This window comes from Methylobacterium phyllostachyos (assembly GCF_900103445.1).
GTDB classification, from domain to species: Bacteria; Pseudomonadota; Alphaproteobacteria; order Rhizobiales; family Beijerinckiaceae; genus Methylobacterium; species Methylobacterium phyllostachyos.
In genome coordinates this window covers 42,693-63,094 of sequence record NZ_FNHS01000002.1, presented here as the reverse complement: position 1 = coordinate 63,094, position 20,402 = coordinate 42,693, and the positions used below count along the sequence as shown (strand labels likewise).

23 protein-coding genes are annotated in these 20,402 nt (G+C 67.8%); 13 read left to right on the top strand and 10 right to left on the bottom strand.

The genetic code is table 11. The annotated features are described in order from the left end of the window. The first annotated feature begins 79 nt into the window (after positions 1-79). From BLQ49_RS03025 to BLQ49_RS02975, 10 genes are all read left to right on the top strand, one after another. Positions 80-1,249: a cysteine desulfurase family protein gene (locus tag BLQ49_RS03025; protein ID WP_091713203.1), complete on the top strand. Its 1,170-nt coding sequence runs from the start codon at positions 80-82 to the stop codon at positions 1,247-1,249. Positions 1,250-1,318: 69 nt separating this feature from the next. After that, entirely contained in the window at positions 1,319-2,788 is a 1,470-nt protein-coding gene (gene sufB / locus BLQ49_RS03020) for a Fe-S cluster assembly protein SufB (protein ID WP_091713202.1), read from the top strand. Between the two features lie 224 nt (positions 2,789-3,012). Further along, complete coding sequence (gene sufC, locus BLQ49_RS03015) at positions 3,013-3,765, top strand: Fe-S cluster assembly ATPase SufC (protein WP_091713200.1); 753 nt, start codon at positions 3,013-3,015, stop codon at positions 3,763-3,765. Positions 3,766-3,768: 3 nt separating this feature from the next. Beyond that, a complete protein-coding gene (locus BLQ49_RS03010; protein WP_091713198.1) occupies positions 3,769-5,091 on the top strand; it encodes a SufB/SufD family protein in 1,323 nt (440 codons plus the stop codon). 208 nt (positions 5,092-5,299) lie between these two features. After that, on the top strand, positions 5,300-6,544 hold the full coding sequence (locus BLQ49_RS03005) for a cysteine desulfurase (RefSeq protein WP_091713196.1): 1,245 nt from the start codon (positions 5,300-5,302) through the stop codon (positions 6,542-6,544). Positions 6,545-6,596: 52 nt separating this feature from the next. Beyond that, the gene (locus BLQ49_RS03000) at positions 6,597-6,980 is read left to right on the top strand and encodes an SUF system Fe-S cluster assembly protein (protein WP_091713194.1); all 384 of its coding nucleotides are present in this window, start codon (positions 6,597-6,599) and stop codon (positions 6,978-6,980) included. Between the two features lie 896 nt (positions 6,981-7,876). Continuing rightward, on the top strand, positions 7,877-8,188 hold the full coding sequence (locus tag BLQ49_RS02990; RefSeq protein WP_208859002.1) for a hypothetical protein: 312 nt from the start codon (positions 7,877-7,879) through the stop codon (positions 8,186-8,188). Positions 8,189-8,436: 248 nt separating this feature from the next. Then, positions 8,437-8,664, top strand: a complete 228-nt coding sequence (locus BLQ49_RS02985; RefSeq protein WP_244507411.1) for a hypothetical protein — start codon at positions 8,437-8,439, stop codon at positions 8,662-8,664. Positions 8,665-8,809: 145 nt separating this feature from the next. Continuing rightward, positions 8,810-9,745 (top strand): ABC transporter ATP-binding protein, encoded by a 936-nt coding sequence (locus BLQ49_RS02980; protein ID WP_091713191.1) that lies wholly within the window; start codon positions 8,810-8,812, stop codon positions 9,743-9,745. Positions 9,746-9,759: 14 nt separating this feature from the next. Continuing rightward, entirely contained in the window at positions 9,760-10,521 is a 762-nt protein-coding gene (locus tag BLQ49_RS02975; protein WP_091713867.1) for an ABC transporter permease, read from the top strand. A gap of 4 nt (positions 10,522-10,525) precedes the next feature. On the opposite strand, the gene BLQ49_RS02970 is transcribed toward BLQ49_RS02975, so the two are convergent. Next, on the bottom strand, positions 10,526-11,290 hold the full coding sequence (locus BLQ49_RS02970) for an alpha/beta fold hydrolase (RefSeq protein WP_091713189.1): 765 nt from the start codon (positions 11,288-11,290) through the stop codon (positions 10,526-10,528). 117 nt (positions 11,291-11,407) lie between these two features. Here BLQ49_RS02970 and BLQ49_RS02965 point away from each other — a divergent pair, with 117 nt between their 5' ends. Continuing rightward, positions 11,408-12,250: an FkbM family methyltransferase gene (locus BLQ49_RS02965; RefSeq protein ID WP_091713188.1), complete on the top strand. Its 843-nt coding sequence runs from the start codon at positions 11,408-11,410 to the stop codon at positions 12,248-12,250. Here BLQ49_RS02965 and sfsA read toward each other — a convergent pair. After that, positions 12,237-12,947, bottom strand: a complete 711-nt coding sequence (gene sfsA, locus BLQ49_RS02960; RefSeq protein ID WP_091713186.1) for a DNA/RNA nuclease SfsA — start codon at positions 12,945-12,947, stop codon at positions 12,237-12,239. The two genes, BLQ49_RS02965 and sfsA, sit on opposite strands and share 14 nt — an antisense overlap. A gap of 77 nt (positions 12,948-13,024) precedes the next feature. Here sfsA and BLQ49_RS02955 point away from each other — a divergent pair, with 77 nt between their 5' ends. Then, complete coding sequence (locus tag BLQ49_RS02955; protein ID WP_091713184.1) at positions 13,025-13,765, top strand: competence/damage-inducible protein A; 741 nt, start codon at positions 13,025-13,027, stop codon at positions 13,763-13,765. Positions 13,766-13,815: 50 nt separating this feature from the next. Next, positions 13,816-14,685, top strand: coding sequence for a formate/nitrite transporter family protein (locus tag BLQ49_RS02950; protein WP_091713182.1), 870 nt, complete (start codon positions 13,816-13,818; stop codon positions 14,683-14,685). 10 nt (positions 14,686-14,695) lie between these two features. On the opposite strand, the gene BLQ49_RS02945 is transcribed toward BLQ49_RS02950, so the two are convergent. The 8 genes from BLQ49_RS02945 to BLQ49_RS02910 form a co-directional block, all read right to left on the bottom strand. Next, entirely contained in the window at positions 14,696-16,012 is a 1,317-nt protein-coding gene (locus BLQ49_RS02945; protein ID WP_244507410.1) for an NAD(P)/FAD-dependent oxidoreductase, read from the bottom strand. A 192-nt stretch (positions 16,013-16,204) separates the two neighbouring features. Then, a complete protein-coding gene (locus BLQ49_RS02940; RefSeq protein ID WP_208859007.1) occupies positions 16,205-16,690 on the bottom strand; it encodes a F0F1 ATP synthase subunit B family protein in 486 nt (161 codons plus the stop codon). Between the two features lie 17 nt (positions 16,691-16,707). Further along, positions 16,708-17,286, bottom strand: a complete 579-nt coding sequence (locus BLQ49_RS02935; protein ID WP_091713178.1) for a F0F1 ATP synthase subunit B family protein — start codon at positions 17,284-17,286, stop codon at positions 16,708-16,710. A 118-nt stretch (positions 17,287-17,404) separates the two neighbouring features. After that, positions 17,405-17,632: a F0F1 ATP synthase subunit C gene (locus tag BLQ49_RS02930; protein WP_007566773.1), complete on the bottom strand. Its 228-nt coding sequence runs from the start codon at positions 17,630-17,632 to the stop codon at positions 17,405-17,407. Positions 17,633-17,699: 67 nt separating this feature from the next. Continuing rightward, complete coding sequence (locus tag BLQ49_RS02925; RefSeq protein WP_091713176.1) at positions 17,700-18,455, bottom strand: F0F1 ATP synthase subunit A; 756 nt, start codon at positions 18,453-18,455, stop codon at positions 17,700-17,702. A 72-nt stretch (positions 18,456-18,527) separates the two neighbouring features. After that, entirely contained in the window at positions 18,528-18,902 is a 375-nt protein-coding gene (locus tag BLQ49_RS02920; RefSeq protein ID WP_091713174.1) for an AtpZ/AtpI family protein, read from the bottom strand. Positions 18,903-19,091: 189 nt separating this feature from the next. Next, positions 19,092-19,736: a DsbA family protein gene (locus tag BLQ49_RS02915; protein ID WP_091713173.1), complete on the bottom strand. Its 645-nt coding sequence runs from the start codon at positions 19,734-19,736 to the stop codon at positions 19,092-19,094. A 90-nt stretch (positions 19,737-19,826) separates the two neighbouring features. Next, entirely contained in the window at positions 19,827-20,309 is a 483-nt protein-coding gene (locus BLQ49_RS02910; protein ID WP_091713171.1) for a DUF721 domain-containing protein, read from the bottom strand. Between the last annotated feature and the right edge of the window lie 93 nt (positions 20,310-20,402).

Here is a 20,402-nt window from a genome sequence, read left to right as displayed (position 1 = left end):
CGGCGGCCCTTAGCACGTCGGACCGGTCGGAAGGCAAGGAATTGTGACGCGCGACAGACAAGGAACGCACGGAACGCCGATGAGCCGGGCCCGCGCCTATCTGGACTACAACGCCACTGCGCCGGTCCGCCCGACCGTGGCAGACGCGGTGGTGCGCGCGCTGATGCTCCCCGGCAACCCGTCTTCGATCCATGCGGAGGGCCGGGCCGCCCGGGCCGCGCTGGAGGCCGCCCGCGCCGCGGTCGCGGCCCTGGTGGGCGCACGGGCCGAACAGGTGATCTTCACCAGCGGCGGCACCGAGGCGGCGAATGCCGTGCTGTCGGGCGATCTGCGCGGCCGCGGTCTGCCGCCTCCGACCCGGCTTCTGCATACGGCGACCGAGCATCCCTGCGTCGCCGCGGGACACCGGTTCCCCGAAGCCGCGGTGGAACGGCTGCCGGTTGACGGGGATGGCGTCATCGACCTCGCCGCCCTTGAGGATCGCCTCGCGTCGCTGGCGGACGAGACCGTGCTCCTGTCGGTCCATGCCGCCAACAACGAGACCGGCGCGGTACAGCCGCTCACCGCGATCGTCGCGCTGGCGCGGGCGCACGGTCGCACCCTGGTACACAGCGACGCCGTTCAGGCGGCCGGCAAGATCCCCCTCGACATGGTGGCGCTCGGCCTCGACGCGCTCACCCTGTCGGGCCACAAGTTCGCGGCGCCGAAGGGCGTCGGCGCGCTGGTGCTGGCCGAAAGCGTCAGCCTGGAGGCCGCCCTCCTGCGCGGCGGCGGCCAGGAACGGCGGCAGCGTTGCGGCACCGAGTGCCTGCCGGCCATCGTCGGCATCGGCGAGGCGGCTCGGGCCGCACGCGCAGCGCTGGATGGGGAGCAGGCGCGGCTGACTGCCCTGCGCGACCGGATCGAGGCCGGCGTGCGGGCTCTGGCACCCGACGCCGTCATCTTCGCGGCCGGAGCCCCGCGCCTGCCCAACACCCTGAATTTCTCGGTCCCGGGGCTCGATGCCCCCGCGGCCGTGATCGCCCTCGACCTCGCCGGCGTGGCGGTGTCGTCGGGCTCGGCCTGCTCATCCGGAAAGGTCGCGCGCTCGGCGACGCTCGCTGCGATGGGCGTCGATCCGGGGCTCGCCGGGGGGGCGCTGCGCGTCAGTCTCGGCTGGAACACGGTGGACGAGGAGGTGGCATGCTTTCTCGACGCCTTAGAACGGGTCTTGCAGCCCCTATATAAGCGGCGAGGACAGGCGGCCTGAGCGCCGCCGCCCCCGCCTTCCGACAGTCGCTTCCCGGCCCTTGACGCCGGAGATGCCTAGGAGACGCTGATGCCTGCCGTGCAGGAAACCATCGACCGGGTCCGCTCGATCGACCTCGACCAGTACAAGTACGGGTTCGAGACCACCATCGAGATGGAGAAGTCCGAGAAGGGCATCTCCGAAGACGTGGTCCGCTTCATCTCGGCCAAGAAGAACGAGCCCGCGTGGCTGCTGGAATGGCGCCTCGACGCCTACCGGCGCTGGCTGACCATGAAGGAGCCGGAGTGGGCGCGGGTCTCCTACGACAAGGTCAATTACGACGACATCTACTACTACGCGGCTCCCAAGCGTCCGGCCGCGATGTCGCTCGACGAGATCGATCCCGAGATCCTGAAGACCTACGAGAAGCTCGGCATCCCCCTGCGTGAGGTCGAGGTGCTGGAGGGCATCGCCCCCGAGCGTCGGGTCGCCGTCGACGCCGTGTTCGATTCGGTCTCTGTGGCCACCACCTTCAAGAAGGAACTCTCGAAGGCCGGCGTGATCTTCATGCCGATCTCGGAAGCCGTGCAGGAATACCCTGAGCTGGTGCAGAAGTACCTCGGCTCGGTCGTGCCGGCGACCGATAACTTCTTCGCGACGCTGAACTCGGCCGTCTTCTCGGACGGGTCGTTCGTCTACATCCCGCCGGGCGTGCGCTGCCCCATGGAGCTCTCGACTTATTTCCGCATCAACGAGCGCGATACGGGTCAGTTCGAGCGCACCCTGATCATTGCCGACAAGGGCTCTTACGTCTCGTACCTGGAGGGCTGCACCGCCCCGAAGCGCGACGACAACCAGCTCCACGCCGCCGTGGTCGAGCTCGTCGCCCTGGATGACGCCGAGATCAAGTACTCGACGGTCCAGAACTGGTACCCGGGCGACAACGAGGGCAAGGGCGGGATCTACAACTTCGTGACGAAGCGCGGCGATTGCCGCGGCGCCCGGTCGAAGATCTCGTGGACGCAGGTCGAGACCGGCTCGGCGATCACCTGGAAGTATCCGTCCTGCATCCTGCGCGGCGACGATTCCCGCGGCGAGTTCTACTCGATCGCGGTCTCGAACGGCATGCAGCAGGTCGATTCCGGGACCAAGATGATCCATCTCGGCAAGAACACGACGAGCCGGATCATCTCGAAGGGTATCTCCGCGGGGCGCTCGCAGAACACCTACCGGGGTCTCGTCTCGGCGCACCGGAAGGCCAAGGGCGCGCGCAACTTCACGAACTGCGACTCCCTGCTGATCGGTGATCAGTGCGGCGCGCACACCGTGCCCTACATCGAGTCGAAGAACGCCTCGGCGGTGTTCGAGCACGAGGCGACCACCTCGAAGATCTCCGAGGAGCAGAAGTTCTACTGTCAGCAGCGCGGCCTCTCCGAGGAGGAGGCGACCGCGCTCATCGTCAACGGCTTCGTCCGGGACGTGCTGCAGCAGCTGCCCATGGAGTTCGCCGTCGAGGCGCAGAAGCTGATCTCGATCAGCCTGGAAGGCTCGGTGGGCTGAGAACCCTCCACGGGTGTGCGCATTCCCCCTCCCCCTTGTGGGGAGGGGCAGGGCTGGGGGTGGTGCCGGATAAAGCGCGGCGTTGCCTCCTGCTCCACCCCCACCTCCAATGCCTCCCCGCAAGGGGGAGGAGGGCGCGTCGCGCTTCGCCACGCCAGGGTGCGTGAGCAGCGAGACCTCGGGGGCAGGGGACAATCAGCGAATTCGAATAGGACGACCAAGACATGCTGGAAATCAAGAACCTCGTCGTGCAGATCGAGGACAACCGCATCCTGAACGGCCTCAACCTGACCGTGAACGACGGCGAAGTCGCTGCCATCATGGGCCCGAACGGCTCGGGAAAGTCGACCCTCTCCTACGTCATCGCCGGCAAGGAGGACTATGAAGTCCTCGACGGCGAGATCCTGCTCGACGGGCAGAACGTGCTGGAGATGGCCGCCGATGAGCGCGCCGCCGCCGGCGTATTCCTGGCGTTCCAGTATCCACTGGAAATTCCTGGCGTCGGCACCACGACCTTCCTCAAGGCCTGCCTGAACGCCCAGCGCAAGGCGCGCGGCGAGGCCGAGCTGTCGACCCCCGATTTCATCCGGGCGGTGAACGGCGCGGCCGACAAGCTCGAGATCAACAAGGAGATGCTCAAGCGCGCCCTCAACGTCGGCTTCTCCGGCGGCGAGAAGAAGCGCATGGAGATCCTGCAGATGGCGCTGCTGCAGCCGAAGTTCTGCGTGCTCGACGAGACCGATTCCGGCCTCGACATCGACGCCCTGCGCATCGTCTCCGAGGGCGTGAACGCCCTGCGCGGCCAGGGCCGCTCGTTCCTGGTGATCACCCACTATCAGCGGCTGCTGAACCACATCGTGCCGGACGTCGTGCACGTCATGTCGAAGGGCCAGATCGTGAAGACCGGCGGCAAGGAACTCGCCCTGGAGCTCGAGGCCTCCGGCTACGCCGAGTACCGCACCAGCGAGGCCGCCTGAGCCATGGCCGACGTCACCAACCTCCGCTCCCCCGCCGAGGCCGGCCTGTCGAAGCTGTTCGAGACCGCCCGCCAGAGCTTCGCCAGCGAGACCACCATCGCCCGCGAGGAGGCATTCCGCTTCTTCGAGGCGACCGGCCTGCCGAGCCGCCGGGTCGAGGCGTTCAAGTATACGGACCTGCGCGCCGCGATCGCCGAAGCCGCGCCGCCGGCCGAGGCGCCGAGCCTCGACGCCGCCAAGGCCGCCGTTGCCCAAGCGAAGGGCTTTTCTGGTCTTGAGGCCGCGCGTCTGACCTTCGTGAACGGCCATCTCATCCGCGAGCTGTCCGACCTCGATAAAATCCCGGCCGGCGTCACGATCCTGCCGCTCAACGACGCCCTGAGCCAGGGCGACACCGCCCTGACGCAGTTGGCCCCCGTGCCCCAGGCCCGGGAGAATCCGGTCTATCAGCTCAACACCGCCTTCCTGGCGGACGGCGCGGTGATCCGGGTCGCCCCCGGCGCCAAGCCAGAGCAGCCGATCCACCTGCGCTTCGTCGGCACCGGCAACACGCCGTTCTCGACGGCGACCCGTGTGCTGGTCCAGATCGGCGAGGACGCTGCGTTCAGCCTGCTGGAGAGCCATGAGGGGCCGAACGGTCTCACTTGTCAGCCGAACGATGCCCTCGACGTGGTGGTCGGCCCCAAGGCCGTCTTCCGGCATACCCGCCTGAACATTGAGGGCGATGCCGCCATCGCGCTCTCGACCCTGTCGCTGAAGGTCGAGGCCGAGGGTCAGGTCGAGACCGTGAACCTCGTGACCGGGGCCGTGCTGTCACGCCACCAGATCTACGTCCATGTCGCGGGCGAGGGCACGAACGTCGTCGTCAACGGCGCCGCCATGCTGCGCAGGGGCCAGCTCGCCGATTCGACGCTGCTCGCCGACCACGCGGCGGTCGGCGGCGTCGGCCGCGAGCAGTTCAAGTGGATCATCGATGGCGACGCCACCGGCGTGTTCCAGGGCAAGATCATCGTTCGGCAGGCCGCCCAGCAGACCGACGGCAAGATGAAGTCCGACTGCCTCCTCCTCACCGACGAGGGGCAGATGATGAACAAGCCGGAGCTGGAGATTTTTGCCGACGACGTCGCCTGCGGCCATGGGGCCACCTGCGGCGCGCCGGACGAGGATCTGCTGTTCTACCTGATGGCCCGCGGCCTGCCGCGCGCGACCGCCGAGAGCCTGCTCGTTCAGGCTTTCGTGGGTGAGGCGGTTGAGGCGGTCACGCACGAGGGCGCCCGCGCGGCGCTGATCGGCGAGATCGAGGCTTGGTTGAAGGCGCGCGGCTAGCGTTCCTCGATCCGCGCCGCGCTTTCCTTCCCCTGGCGATCCCGGGCGTGCCCGGAATCGGTCACGCTTGCGGGGAGGAACCAGTGGTGGGGGCGGCCAAAAGGCTCCGGGTCGCTCGATCCTGAACCACCCCCACCCCTTACCCCTCCCCACAAGGGGGAGGGGATTCCGTCCTTCCGAAAGGAGGGCGCTCCGTGAGTGAGAAGCGATGAACGCACCCGTCCTCACCCCCACCTACGATGTCGAGGCGATCCGGAGGGATTTCCCGATCCTGGGCCAGCAGGTCTACGGCAAAAAGCTGGTCTACCTCGACAACGCTGCCTCGGCGCAGAAGCCCAAGCAGGTCATCGACGCGATGGTCTCCTGCATGGAGACCGGCTACGCGAACGTCCATCGCGGCCTGCACTACATGGCGAATGCCGCGACCGAGGGGTTCGAGGGCGCCCGCGAGACCACGCGCCAGTTCCTCAACGCGGCCTCGACGGACGAGATCATCTTCACCCGCAACGCCACCGAGGCCTACAACCTCGTGGCCTCGTCGATGGGTTGGGGTGGGCTGATCGGGGAGGGGGACGAGATCATCCTCTCGATTATGGAGCACCACTCCAACATCGTACCCTGGCACTTCCTGCGCGAACGCCGCGGCGCCGTGATCAAGTGGGCGCCGGTGGACGACGACGGCAATTTCACGGTCGAAGAGTACGAGAAGCTGTTTTCACCGCGCACCAAGATGGTGGCGATCACCCACATGTCGAATGTGCTGGGCACGGTGACGCCGGCCGCCGAGATCGTCCGCATCGCCCACGCCCACGGCGTGCCGGTCCTGCTCGACGGGGCGCAGAGCGCGGTGCACACGCCCGTCGACGTCCGGGCGCTCGATTGCGACTTCTTCGTCTTCACCGGTCACAAGGTCTACGGACCGACCGGCATCGGCGTGCTCTACGGCAAGAAGGAGTGGCTGGATCGCCTGCCGCCCTACCAGGGCGGCGGCGAGATGATCCGGACGGTCAGCGAGGATGGGATCACCTACAACGATCCGCCCCACAAGTTCGAGGCCGGCACCCCGGCGATCATCGAGGCGGTGGGCCTCGGCGCGGCGCTCGAATACATGATGACTCTCGGCCGCGACGCGATCGCGGCCCACGAGGCGAAGCTCACGGCTTACGCGCAGGAGCGGCTCGGGGCCATGAACGCGCTGCGCCTGATCGGCACGGCTGCGGGGAAGGGCGGCGTGATCGCCTTCGAGATGAAGGGCGCGCACGCCCACGACATCGCCACGGTGATCGACCGCCAGGGCGTGGCGGTGCGGGCCGGGACGCATTGCGCGATGCCGCTGCTCAACCGCTTCGGCGTCACCTCGACCTGCCGCGCCTCGTTCGGCCTGTACAACACGACGGCCGAGATCGATGCCCTTGCCGAGGCGCTCGCCAAGGCAGAAATGCTGTTCACCTGATATACGGGTTCGAAGCCGGTCCCGTCCGGACGCGTCCGAAGAGAGTGAAGCGATGACCACCGACGCCACCATCACGGGCGGCATGAACGCCCCCGCCGTCGCCGGCGACTCCGCGATCCCGCCGGCGGAGCTGGATCGCCTGACCGACGACATCGTCGCGGCGCTGAAGAGCGTCTACGATCCGGAGATCCCGGCCGACATCTACGAGCTCGGCCTGATCTACAAGGTCGATATCAGCGACGACCGGAAGGTCGCCATCGACATGACGCTCACCGCCCCGGGCTGCCCGGTGGCGGGCGAGATGCCCGGCTGGGTCGAGAACGCGGTGGCTGCGGTGCAGGGGGTTCAGTCCTGCTCGGTGACGATGGTCTTCGATCCGCCGTGGGATCAGAGCCGCATGTCGGACGAGGCCCGCGTCGCCCTCGACATGTGGTAGGCCGCTGACGCGAGGGTAACTCCAGCCCATCCAGTGGTCCGGTTCGGAGCCGCCGGCCACCGCGTCGATGTCGGCGAGGGTGGCAAGGCGGATTGCACGGCGTCGGAGCCGCGGGAGCGGCCTCAGAGCGATACGACCGGCCCCAATCGAAGGCGTCGTTAAGACCCCACTAACCATACGGGCGCAGATCGGGACGGGCCGCCGCCTGGGCGGTTTCCTCCCCGACAGGCGCGGTGAATTCGGATGGCTTCGGGCTACGTGGTCTCTGCCGTGCTAGAGGCGGCAGGGTTGATCGGTCTGGTGATCGCCCTCATCAAGATACGGGCCGAGCGGCGGGCGAAGGCTGCCGAGTTGCGGAGCTTTCTCCGGTCAGGCCAGGGCGCTCTCGCGAGCTTTGACGGCGCCCTCATGCGGCGCCACGCTGACGTCACGGCCCGGGTGGTCGTCGTTCCGTTTGCGCCCGAACGCGGCACAGCGCGACCAGCCCGGGACTCGGCAGCCCGTTCGGCGCTCAAGCGTGCCGTCGCGCACGGCAACCGGTCATTCCGATCGGAGCCCACGATTCCTCTCAGCGCAGGATGATGTCGAGGCCGCTGCCGAAAAGCACAACGGCGCTGAGGGTCAGCATGAACTTCAGATCTTCAAGGTGAGCGCTCATGGTGGGTCCTCTCTGATCGGCGGCGGGTTGGCCGCCTGGCCTCGCATTACCAACTGATTAACGGAATTTCTGCGAGTCCTTTTAGCTTCCGTTAGGGATTTACCGCCGCTTTCCAGGCCGTAAGGTTATCGAACCATTAAGTCCGCGCCGGATCCGTTAAAGTGTCTTAGGCTGGGTGACGCCGTAGGGCGGTGCGGGAGAGCACTGCCGGCTCAGGCTTCCCAAGAAGGTCGCAACCATGAACGAGGCCCGATCCGGCACGCTGGCCCGTGCAATCGACTGGTTGTTCCGGAATCGGCGCACCGGCGCGTTGACCGTGGCGCAATGGCCGAACCTGCCGCTCTGGCTGTTCGGCGCATGTTTCCTGGCGGCATGGTGGGAGCAAACCGACCCGTCCGTGGCGTCATGGCTGTCGCTGGGCGCCGACTTGACTTTGACGTGGTGGGCGCTTGATGAACTCCTGCGCGGTGTAAATCCCTGGCGCCGGCTCCTCGGGGCTGGAACCTTGCTTGGCCTGCTCGCACTCATCACGCTTCGGCGAGCAGGATGAGCCAGGAACGATCTGCCAAAGCCGCATTCGCGTTCATGACAATTCAATTCGTGGGCGCCAACAAGCTGGCCGAACCCGCCTTAACCTCGGAGCGCTGCCCTCCCTCCGCTGTTTGCAACAAGGTAGAAACCTAACGGTAGGTTGCACCGCCCGCGAATATGTGGATGTTCGCGCCGGGCGTCGGCGGGTGCGTCCGAATGAGGTTTGGTGTTCAGGGCATCATGACGGACGCAGGGGGATTTGATCCCATGGGCGCCACTTCATCCGCCGAGGAGCGGGCGCGGCTGCTCACACAGATCGCAGAGGCGTTGAAGATCCCCGTCTCGACCTTCCGTTCCCGGGGGAGCGTGAAGGCGGCGTCGGGCGGACCGACCGCCCCGGAATGCGCCGCGCTGCTGGCCGCCTTTGCGCGGATCGATGATCCGGAGCGGCGCCGGGAATGTCTGGCGCTGGTGGAACGATTCGGCGAGCCCTGACGCACCCAGCCGTGCGCAGGCGCACACGGAAGCCGTCCAGGCCGCGACATGGCGTGTTATAGCGCCGGCCGTCCTGGAGGCGGCTTCCGTCGGTTGACCGATGCGAGAGCCGACGGCTCCGGACTAGTCCAATGTCGTTCGGGACCTGATGCCGATCCTCTCCATCTCGAAGCTGACGAAGACCTATAAAACCGGCTTCACGGCATTGCGCGACATCAACCTCGCGATCGAGCGCGGGGAGATCTTCGCGCTGCTCGGCCCGAACGGAGCCGGCAAGTCGACCCTGATCAACATCGTCTGCGGCATCGTCACGCCGAGCTCCGGCACGGTGCTGGTCGATGGCCACGACATCGCGGACGATTACCGTGCGGCCCGCCGGGCGATCGGGCTCGTTCCGCAGGAACTGACGACCGACGCCTTCGAGACGGTGCTGAACACGGTGAGCTTCTCGCGCGGCCTGTTCGGGCTTCGGCCGGACCCCGGCCATATCGAGCGGACCCTGCGGGCACTCTCCCTCTGGGACAAGCGCGACAGCCGGCTGATGACCCTCTCGGGCGGCATGAAGCGCCGGGTGCTGATCGCCAAGGCCCTGTCGCACGAGCCCCGGGTGCTGTTCCTCGACGAGCCGACCGCCGGGGTCGATGTGGAACTGCGCCAGGACATGTGGCGCCTCGTGCGCGAGCTGCGCCAGCAGGGCGTGACCGTCATCCTCACCACCCACTACATCGAGGAGGCCGAGGAGATGGCCGACCGCATCGGCGTGATCCGCCGGGGCGAAATCATCCTCGTCGAGGAAAAGGCCGCGCTGATGCGCAAGCTCGGACGCAAGCAGCTGACCCTGAATCTCCAGCAGCCGATCGACAGTGTGCCGCCCGACCTCGGCGATTACGAGCTGGCCCTGGCCGCCGATGGTCGCGAGTTGGTCTACACCTACGACACCCGGGCCGAGCGGACCGGCATCACCGGATTGCTGACCGGGCTGGCTGCGGCAGGCATCCGCTTCAACGACCTCCACACCGAGCAGAGTTCGCTGGAGGACATCTTCGTGGATCTCGTCCGCGAGGAGGGAGCACGGGCATGAACGGTGCCATCCGCATGAACTGGCCGGCGGTCCGGGCGATCTACCTGTTCGAGATGGGGCGATTCTGGCGCACCGCCGGACAGAGCATCCTGGCCCCGGTCATCTCGACGACCCTGTACTTCGTGGTGTTCGGCGCCGCGATCGGCTCACGGGTCACGGCGGTGGACGGGGTCCCCTACGGGCTGTTCATCGTGCCCGGGCTGATCATGCTCTCCCTGCTGACGCAGAGCATCTCCAATGCCTCGTTCGGCATCTATTTCCCGCGCTTCGCCGGCACGATCTACGAGATCCTCTCGGCGCCGATCTCGCCCCTGGAGGTGGTTCTGGGCTTCGTCGGGGCAGCGGCCTCCAAGTCGATCCTGATCGGCCTGATCATCCTCGCGACCTCGGCGCTGTTCGTGCCGCTGCGGATCGACCATCCGCTGTGGATGATCGGCTTCCTGCTGCTCACCGCGGTGACCTTCAGCCTGTTCGGCTTCGTGATCGGCCTGTGGGCGGACGGGTTCGAGAAGCTGCAGCTGGTGCCGCTCCTCGTGGTGACACCCCTGACCTTCCTGGGCGGCAGCTTCTACGCGATCGGCATGCTGCCGCCGTTCTGGCACGCGGTGAGCTTGCTCAACCCGGTCGTCTACCTGATCAGCGGCTTCCGCTGGGCGTTCTTCGGCAAGGCGGACGTGAACATCGCGATCAGCCTTGGAATGACGGCCTTGTTCCTGGTGATCTGCCTCGGCCTGATCACCTACATCTTCCGCACCGGCTATCGGCTGAAGAGCTGACGCCTCAGGGCTGCGCGGCGAGGAAGGCCAGAACGCCATCCCGGTGCGGCTTGGCCCCGACCGCGGTGGAGTGGTCCTTGCCCTCGATCTCGAGGGCCCGCGCATCCGGGATCAAGGCGGCAAGTGCCGGTCCGGACCCCGCCACCGTGTCGAGGGTCCCAACCGAGACCAGCACCGGCACCTCGATCTGCGCGAGTTCCGCGCGGCTGAGCGTCTGGCGCGAGCCACGCATGCAGGCGGCAAGCGCCCGCAGGTCGCTTCGGGTCTGCTCGGCGAAGATGCGGAAGGCCGCAGCCGTCGGGTTCGGTGCTGGGGTGCCGGCGGGCGCCTCCAGGGCCTCGGCGATGCCCGACGGAAGCCCCTTGCCTTCGACGAGGTGCATGCCGAGACCGCCGATCAGCGCGGAGCGGACCCGGTCGGCGTGGTCGAGGGCGATATGCGCCGTGATCCGCCCGCCCATCGAGTAGCCCATCACGTGGGCGCGTTCGATCCCGAGATGGTCGAGCAGACGGATCGCGTCGCCTGCCATCGCCTCGGAGCTATAGGCGGCCGGATCGTAGAGCTTCTCGCTCTCGCCGTGGCCGCGATTGTCGAGGGCGATCGCCCGGTAGCCGGCCTGGGTCAGGGCCTTCACCCATTGCGTGTTGACCCAGTTGACCGCGTGGTTCGACGCGAAGCCATGGATCAGCAGGATCGGCTTGCCCGCCCCATTTACCGGCGGGACGTCGATATAGGCGATCCGCACGCCGTCGGACTTGAAGGACTCCATCCCGCGCAATCCATGCTCCGTAAGCTCGGCCACCCGCTTAGACCACCGGGGCGCGCCGGGGCAACGCGGCGCGTTTCGCTTGCGGGGCCGGGCGCCGGCTGGCAAACCGCCCCGGTCATGACGGACACGCAGCCCTACGGCACCTACGAACCCACCGGTCTCGTGGCGGCAATCACCCGCCGCACGAACCGGATCCCCGCCGGATCGTGGTACGGGCGGCGTCTTGCGCTGTTCCTGCGCCGGATCGCGATCTCGCGCCTCCGGGGCAAACCCCTGGACGTGACCCGCTACGGCGCGCGGATGCGGCTGCACCCGTACAACAACAATTGCGAGAAGAAGGTGCTGTTCACGCCGCAGTTCTTCGACCCCGAGGAGCGGGCGCTTCTCCAAGAAAAACTGCCACCGGACTGCGTCTTCCTCGATATCGGCGCCAATATCGGTGCCTACGCCCTGTGCGTGGCGGCCTTCTCGAGTGCGGCGGCGCGGATCGTCGCCGTGGAGCCGCAGCCCGACGTGTTCGACCGCCTGACCTACAACATCGCCCAAAACCCATTCCACACGGTCAAGGCCGTCGCCTGCGCGGTGGCCGACAAGGCCGGCGAGCTGACCCTGTTCATCGATCCGCGCAACCGGGGTGAATCGAGCCTGCGGATCGTCGGCACCAATGAGGGCGCCCGCATCACCGTGCCGGCGGTGACGCTCCTCGATCTGCTTCGCAGCGAGGGCCTGACGCGGGTGGATGCCGTCAAGCTCGACGTGGAGGGCGCCGAGGATCTGATCCTGGAGCCGTTCCTGCGCGAGGCGCCGGACGCGCTCCTGCCGCGCCTCCTGCTCATCGAGAACGGCACCGGGCAATGGCAGCTCGACCTGCCGAAGCACCTGGAGGGCTTCGGCTATCGCGAGATCGCGCGCTCCCGGCTGAACCTGATGTTCGAGCGGCCCGCCGTCAGGGCGGCGTAACCACCGGGATCTCCCCCACGATAGCAACACCCTCCGGCTCGACGGCGCAGCGATAGGCGCGGACCTCCACGCCCGCAGCCCGCGCTTCCCGGAAGGCTCGATCAAAGGCCGGATCGATATCGCGGGCGACGTCGAAGGCCTCCGCGCGCATCTGCACGACGACGACGACCAGCGCCCGGCCGCCTTCAGCCACCACCTGGGCCAGATCGCGCATGTGCCGGGCGCTGCGGGCGGCGGTGCAGTCGGGGAATTCCGCCAGGCCGGCCCGGCGCATCAGGTGGCAGTTCTTGACCTCGACATGGCACGGCCCGCCCAGGCCGCTCGCCACGAAATCGACCCGGCTCGCCTGTGCGTACCGCACCTCCGGCTTCAGCGCGTCGTACCCGGCCAGCGCCGGGATCACCCCGGCCCGGAAGGCCTCGGCCACGAGGGCGTTCGGACGCAGGGTGTTGAGGCCGACCCATTGCGGGCCACCGGGCAGATCGGCCTCGACCAGCTCCCAGGTCAGCGGCAGCTTGCGCTTCGGATTTGTCGAGCGGGACAGCAGCACCCGTGCCCCGGGCTGGTTGAGGCCCAGCATCGCCCCCGGATTGGGGCAATGCGCGGTGACGAGCCCCTCCGCGGTCTCGATATCGGCCAGGAAGCGCTTGTAGCGGTGGACCAGCCGTCCCGGCAGGAGCGGCGCGGCGAACTGCATGGCATCCTCGGCATTGTCGTAGTCGGGCGAGCGTGTCGCGCTATCTGCCCGCGCGATCCACCCGACGCCAGAGACCCATGGACCAGCCCTCCGAATCCATCACCGCCGCCATCCTCGTGATCGGCGATGAGATCCTCTCGGGTCGCACCAAGGACAAGAACATCGGCACCATCGCGGATTTCCTCACCGCGGCCGGTATCGACCTGCGCGAGGTGCGGATCGTGCCGGACGAGCCGGACATGATCGTCGAGGCGGTGAACGCCCTGCGCGCCCGCTACACCTACCTGTTCACCACCGGCGGGATCGGCCCGACCCACGACGACATCACCGCCGATTGCGTTGCCCAGGCCTTCGGGGTCGGCATCGATGTCGACGAGCGCGCCCGGGCGATGCTTCTGGAGCGACACAAGCCCGAGGATCTGAACGAAGCGCGCCTGCGCATGGCGCGGATTCCGTTCGGGGCCGATCTGATCGCCAACCCGGTCTCGAAGGCGCCGGGCTTCCGGATCGGCAACGTCCACGTGATGGCGGGCGTGCCGAGCATCATGCAGGCGATGCTCGATTCGATCGCCCCGACCCTGAAGGGCGGGGCCGCGATGCTCTCCGAGACGATCGAGGCGCAAGGCCTGCCGGAGGGCACTTACGCCGGAGACCTCGGCGCGATCGCCAAGGAACGGCCGAAGGTCTCGATCGGATCCTATCCCGCGATGACGCCGGAGGGTTTCCGCAATCGGATCGTGGTGCGCAGCCGGGATCCTGCGGCGCTCGCCGAGGCGCGCGAAGCCGTCGAAGCGCTGCTGGCGCGGCTGTCGGCTTGATTGCGTGTCGAACATCCGACTGAAACGGGTTGCGTAGCGGAGCAGGGCGGATGGTGCGGGACAAGAACAAGCGTGCCGATCCGGAGGTCCGCCGGGACGAGTTGCTGAAGGAGGTGTCCGAGATCGGCCGGCCGGACGCCTACGTACTGCACGAGGTCATCCGGCTCGAAGGCGACGAGGAGTTGCGGCGGCACGGCCTCGCGCTGTTCCTGTCGGCCTTCGCGGCGGGCTTGAGCATCGCCCTGTCGCTGATCGTGCCGGGCGTCCTGCGCAGCCACCTGCCCGAGACCGACTGGGCGAAGATCGTGAGCTCCATGGGCTACGCGGTCGGATTCCTCGTCGTGGTCCTGGGGCGGCAGCAGCTCTTCACCGAGAACACCATCACGCCGGTCCTGCCGCTGCTGCACGACCGCTCCGTGAAGACAGCCGTCCGGGTCGTCCGGCTCTGGGCGATCGTCCTGTCTGGCAACATTCTCGGGACGCTGGCGATCGCCGCGGTGGTGGCCCATTCGGGCGCCTTCGAGCCGCCGGTGCTGAAGGCCTTCGCGGAGATCAGCCACGACGCGATCGCGCACGACTTCTGGGCGACGTTCGTGAAGGCGGTCTTCGCCGGCTGGATGATCGCCCTGATGGTGTGGTTCCTGCCGGCGACCGCCAGCGCGGCGCCCTTCGTGATCCTGCTGATGACGTGGCTGGTGGCGCTCTGCAGCCTCGCCCACATCGTGGCCGGCTCGGTGGAGGCGTTCTACCTCGTGGTCACCGGCGCCGCCTCGATGGGCGATTACGGATTCAAGTTCTTCCTGCCGACCCTGCTCGGCAACACCTTCGGCGGTGCGGCCCTCGTGGCGGTTTTGAATTACGGGCAGGTGGCGCCCGAGGTGGAGGAGACCAAGGCGGTCGAGGGCGAGCGGCCCGATTGAGGCAGGCCGGTCAGTCGAGCTTCACCGGCGGGCTGATCAGGTGGTCGAGGTCGTCGAGCAGCCACGTCATGGTCCCGCGAACGGGTCCCAGCAGGCCGATCTGGTGCTGGCGGTACAGAAGGTCGTGTGTCAGCCGGGCGGACAGCCCGTTCAGGCGGCCGCCGCCGAAGGTGTAGCGGCCCAGCGTCCCCCAACCGTTGAAATCGGCCAGCGAGACGATGGCACCCTTCTCGACATAGTGGAACGGCGGGAGTTGCGCCGCCACCGGGTCACCCTGGGCCAGCGCCCGCCCGAGATGGCGGGCGAGGTGCTGGGCCTGCTGGCGCGCAGCCTGGGCCGTGGCGGGAACCGGCTTGCCGGTCTGCGGATCGGCGAGGCTGGCGCAGTCGCCGAGCGCGAGGATCGCCGGGTCGCGGGTCGTACGCAGGTCCGGGCCCACGACGAGCTGTCCGGTCCGTGACCGCTCCAGCCCGTCGAGGCCGGAAAGGATGTCCGGCGCCTTCACGCCGGCCGCCCAGACCTTCAGGCCCGCGGAGATACGGCTCCCGTCCTTCAGGGTGAAGCCCGTCGCGTCGGCCGCGGTCACCATGGCGCCGGTCCGGACTTCGACGGCGAGATCCGACAGCGTACGCGCGGCGGCCCGCGAGACCCGCTCCGGGAAGGCTGGCAGCAGGCGCGGCCCGCTCTCGATCAGGGTCAGCCGCAGGCGCTGCGGCAGATCCGGAGAGCCGTAGGCCGAGAGGAGGTTGATCGCGTGCTTCAGCTCCGCGGCGAGTTCGACGCCGGTGGCGCCCCCACCCACGATCGCGATCTCCAGCATGCCGCCGCGATCCAACCGCGCCAGCAGGTGGCACCGGAGCTGATCGTGAAAATGCTCAGCCTCGTTGAGGTCGTCGATGGTGAGGCAGTGTTCAGCCACGCCCGGCGTGCCGAAATCGTTCGCCCGGCTGCCGATTGCGAGAATCAACAGGTCGTAGGCGAGTTCGACCTCCGGCTGCCCCTCAGCGGCTTCGACGGCGAGCGTCACGCGCTTGGCGTCACGGTCGATCCCCGCCAGGGCCCCAGGTTGGAATCGAAAGCCGTTGCGGCGCCCTTGCGCGAAAAAATTGACCTTCTGCCGGTCGGCCCGGGCGGTGCCGGCCGCGAAGGTGTGCAGCATCGGCTTCCAGACATGGGAGAGGCTGCGGTCGGCGAGGATCACGTCGGCGCCGCCGCCGCGTCCGAGGCTCGTGGCCACCTCGATGCCGGCGACGCCGCCGCCGACGATCACGATCCGCGCTGTGCCTGCCATGCCGTCCCCGTGCTCACTCCGTGTCGGGAACGTCATTCAGGGCATCGTCGTTCGCTGCCGCGATCACGGATGCACCCCGTCTTTGCGAGGGTAGCGAAGCAATCGCGTGGCGCCACGCGGATTCAGGTCGCGCCGCCCTGGGTCGCTTCGCTTCGCTGGCGATGACGGGGTGGTCCAACATGAAAAAAGCCGCCCGGAGGCGGCTTTTCGATGCGGTCTTGAGGGGGATCAGGCCCGCAGGCGAGTCCGGACCTCGCCGAGGCTCGCACGGATCAGGCCCTGGGCGGCCTCGCCCTGCAACCGCTCACGCAAAATCGTCTCCGACACCTTCACGGCAGCCTCGGCGGCGGCGGCGCGGACCTGGGCCTCGGCCTGAGCCTCGGCCTGGGCGATCTTGGTCTCGGCAGCCTTGGTGCGGCGGGCCAGGAAGTCGTCGAGCTTGCGGTGGCCCTCCTCGGCGGCGCGCTGGGCCTCCTCGCGGGCGCCGGTGATGATCGCCTCGGCCTCCTTCTCGGCCTCGGCGCGGCGGCGCTTGTAGTCGGCCAGCACGGCGGCCGCCTCCTCGCGCAAGCGCTTGGCCTCGTCCAGTTCGTTACGGACACGCTTGGCGCGGCCGTCCAGCCCCTTGGTCATCGCCGAGAAGGCGCCGGCCTTCCAGGCGATGGCCATGAAGATGACGAACGCGACGGCGACCCAGAATTCGGCTTCGAGCAGCATCGTTGGGGTCCCGTCTAGTGTGCGGTGGCGTCGAGGGCGCGGTCGAGGGTCGCCCAGTCGGGGGCCTGACCCGTCAGACGCTCGACGATCGCCGAGGCGGCCTCGCCCGCGATGGAGCGGACATTGCCCATGGCGGCCTCGGTCCGCTGGCGGATGGTCGCCTCGGAGGCCGCGAGCCTGGCGTTCAGCTGCTCCTCAAGCGCCTTGCGCTTGGCGTCGGCCTCGGAGGCCAATTCGTTGCGGGTGGTCTGCGCGATATCGCGCGCCTTACCCTGAGCGTCGCGCAATGCGGTCTCGAAGGCGACGCCCGCGGCATCGGCCTCGGCCTTCATCGCCTGAGCCTGGTCCAGATCGGCACGGAGCCGCTCGGCGCGGGCATGCAGAATCGACTGGATGCGCGGCAGCGCGATCTTGTCCATCAGGTAGTAGAGGAGGCCAAAGGCCAGGGCGAGCCAGATCAGCTGCGCCAGGAAGCCGGAGCTCTCGAAGGGCGGGAAGGCCCCCGTATGGGCTTCCGTATGCTCGACATGGCCCGGCACGATCTGCGTGTCGGCGCCCGGGGGCGGCGTGGTGAGGGGATTGGGCTGCGCCATGGGACCGCTACACTGACACCGTTCGCTGAGGCCACCGCGGTGCGGTGACGGACGAAGGCGGGCGCTCCGTCACGGAGCGCCCACCGATTGACCGGGAGGCCGAAGCCTCCGATGCCGATCAGACGGCGAAGAGCAGCAGCAGCGCGATCAGCAGCGAGAAGATGCCGAGCGCCTCGGTGAGGGCGAAGCCCAGGAGCAGGGTGGCGCGCTGCCCGTCGGCGGCGGACGGGTTGCGAAGGGCGCCGGCAAGGAACTGACCGAACAGGTTGCCGAGGCCGATGCCCGCACCCGCCATGCCGAGGCAGGCGAGGCCGGCGCCGATGTACTTCGCAGCGACGGGATCCATGATAACTCCTGAGGTCTCTTCAGATCGAAACGTGCTTTGACGTTTGCGGCGGGTGGAGCCGGCCGGATTAGTGGCCGGGGTGAAGGGCGTCGTTGAGGTAGATCGCCGTCAGCGTCGCGAAGACGTAGGCCTGCAGCGCTGCAACGAGGAACTCGAGGGCGGTCAGCGCGATCGTCAGGAACAGCGGGAGCGGCGATAGCACGCTCCAGGCGCCTGCGAGAAGAAGCTGGACCACGAAGAACGCGAAGATCTTCATCGCGATGTGGCCGGCCAGCATGTTGGCGAAGAGACGGACCGACAGGCTGATCGGGCGCGAGATGAACGAGATGATCTCGATCGGCACCAGGATCGCCAGAAGCGGCTTCGGCACGCCCGACGGCACGAACAGGCCGAAGAAGTGGGTGCCGTGCTTCATCACGCCGAAGATCACCACCGTGGAGATCACCAGGGCGGCGAGCCCGAAGGTGACGATCAGGTGGCTGGTCACCGCGAAGGCGTAGGGGATCATCCCGAACAGGTTCAGGATCAGCACGAACATGAACAGGGAGAAGACCAGCGGCATGAAGCGCTTGCCGCCGTCGCCGGTCGCCTGGTGCAGCGTGTCGGCGATGAATTCGTAGAAGATCTCGGCCAGCGACTGCATCCGGCCCGGCACGATCGAGCGCGACGCGGTCGCCACGATGGTGATCAGCGCGATCACGCCGACGGCGGCGAACATGTAGAGGGCGGATTGCGTGAACGCGAGCTGCTGATGGCCGATATGGCCGAGCGACACGAGCGGCTTCAGCTCGAACTGCTCGATCGGGTCGATCGTGACCGCCATTCCCGCTCCCGCCCTTCTTGTCCGACGCACCAGCTCCCGCCAGCCGCCTCGATTGTCACCGACCGGCGCGCCTTATGGCTCCTGCCGGTCGCGCCGCTCTGGACGCGCGCCGGAGAACCCCGACACCCGCATCACGTTGTAGACCCCCGCGACGAACCCGAGCATCAGAAGGACGATCAAGCCCCAGGGTTTGGTCCCGAAGACATGATCGACGATCCAGCCGAGTATGCCCCCCGCAATCACGCCAGCGACGAACTCCGTGGAGAGCGTCATGGCCTGGCCCAGCGAGGACGACCCGTTGGTCCGAGGGCGCATGGAAGGATCGGCAGCAGCCTGCGGCCGCTTCCGTTCGATCTGCGTCTCGAGACGTCTGAGCCTCGCGGAGAGTTCGCTGTCTGTCGGCGTCCCCTCGGTCCCGTTCCCGTCCCTCGCGTCGTCGCCGTTCACGGCTCAAAACTCATAGGGCGGGAGGATCCGAAACCGGCTGGACGCCCCCAGCAAGCGGGCGCACCATAGTTTCGCCTATCTTGAGTGTCAAGGCGAAGCCCATACATGGTAAGCCATTGAGGGCGCTTTGGTATTCCAGTCTCGGCCGCTTCTTCTGCGTGGTGCTTCGCGCGAGCGGCGGCCGGGCATTCAGGCGCCAATCAGCGGCTTGATCACCTTCTCCATGCCCTCGACCGTCATCTCGCCGGTATAGCGCTCGCCGTTGATGAAGAAGGTCGGCGTGGAATCCACCTTGAACACATCGAGCCCGCGCTGCTTCACGGCGTTGACCCCGGCGTAAATCTTCTGGTCCTTCAGGCAGGCCTCGAAGGTCTGCTTGGTGTAGCCGGCCTGACGCAGCATCTGCTCCAGCGCGTCCACCGGCTTCGGGGTAAAGGCCCAGGCCGGCTGCTGGTCGAACAGCAGGTCGACGATCGGGTAGTACTTGGAATCGCCCTCGCAGCGCGCCAGCATGAAGGCGGCCGTCGCCAGCGGGTCGAGGGGGAACTCACGCAGCGTGAACCGCACCTTGCCGGTGTCGATGTAGCGCTCTTTGAGCGTCGGCCACGTGTTGCGATGGAAGGCGGCGCAGTGCGAGCAGGTCATCGAGGCGTACTCGATGATCGTGCACTTGGCGTCCGCAGGCCCGAGCCAGACATCACCCAGCGGACCCGGCTGCATCAGGGCGGCGACATCGGAGCCCTGAGCCCGCGCCGTACGGGACAGATAGGGAAGGGTAAGGCCGGCGCCGAGGGCGAGGCCGGAGAGTTTGAGAGCGTCGCGTCGCGTCGTCATCGGGCAGGCTCCGCCGGATTGAACAGTCTTGGCGTCCCGATGCGGGTACTCGGGCACGGCCCTCCTGGCAAGGCGACCGAATCGCCCCGCTCAACGCTCCGGGCGCGTCGCGACGGCGGCGGTGCCGAGGCGGTCGAGGGCCGCGCGCAGGCCGTCATCGGCGATCCCGGCAACCGCCTTCTGCACCTCGATGGCCCGGGCCGGATCGACGCGGGTGCGTCGCGCCTGCGTGCCGCCCCGGCCGACGCGATCCTGCTGCAGCACGATCCGCGACACGCAGGCCCAGCCGTAATGCGCGTTGATCCGCTGGATCACCACCGGGGCGAGGTGCTGCAACTCGATGGCGAACACCCCCTCGACGCGCACCACCAGCGTCCCGGATTCCGGCGTTTCGGCATCCTTGCGGCGGCGCTTCGGCCATTCGAGCCGGGACGGCCGGCAATAGCGGGCGAGCCGCTCGCCGACGATCTCCGGCCAGGCGGCCAGGATATCGGTGGAGGCAAAACCCTGCGCCGCGAAGGCCGGGCCAATGCAGCCCTCGATCAGTTCGGCCAGCGGTTTGACGCGCGCCATGGTGGTTCCGGCCCTGTGGATGCGACGAGATTAGCGCAGGAAGGTTGACGAAGGGAGGACGCAGCCGCGCTTTCGCCGCCCTATGATCGCCAC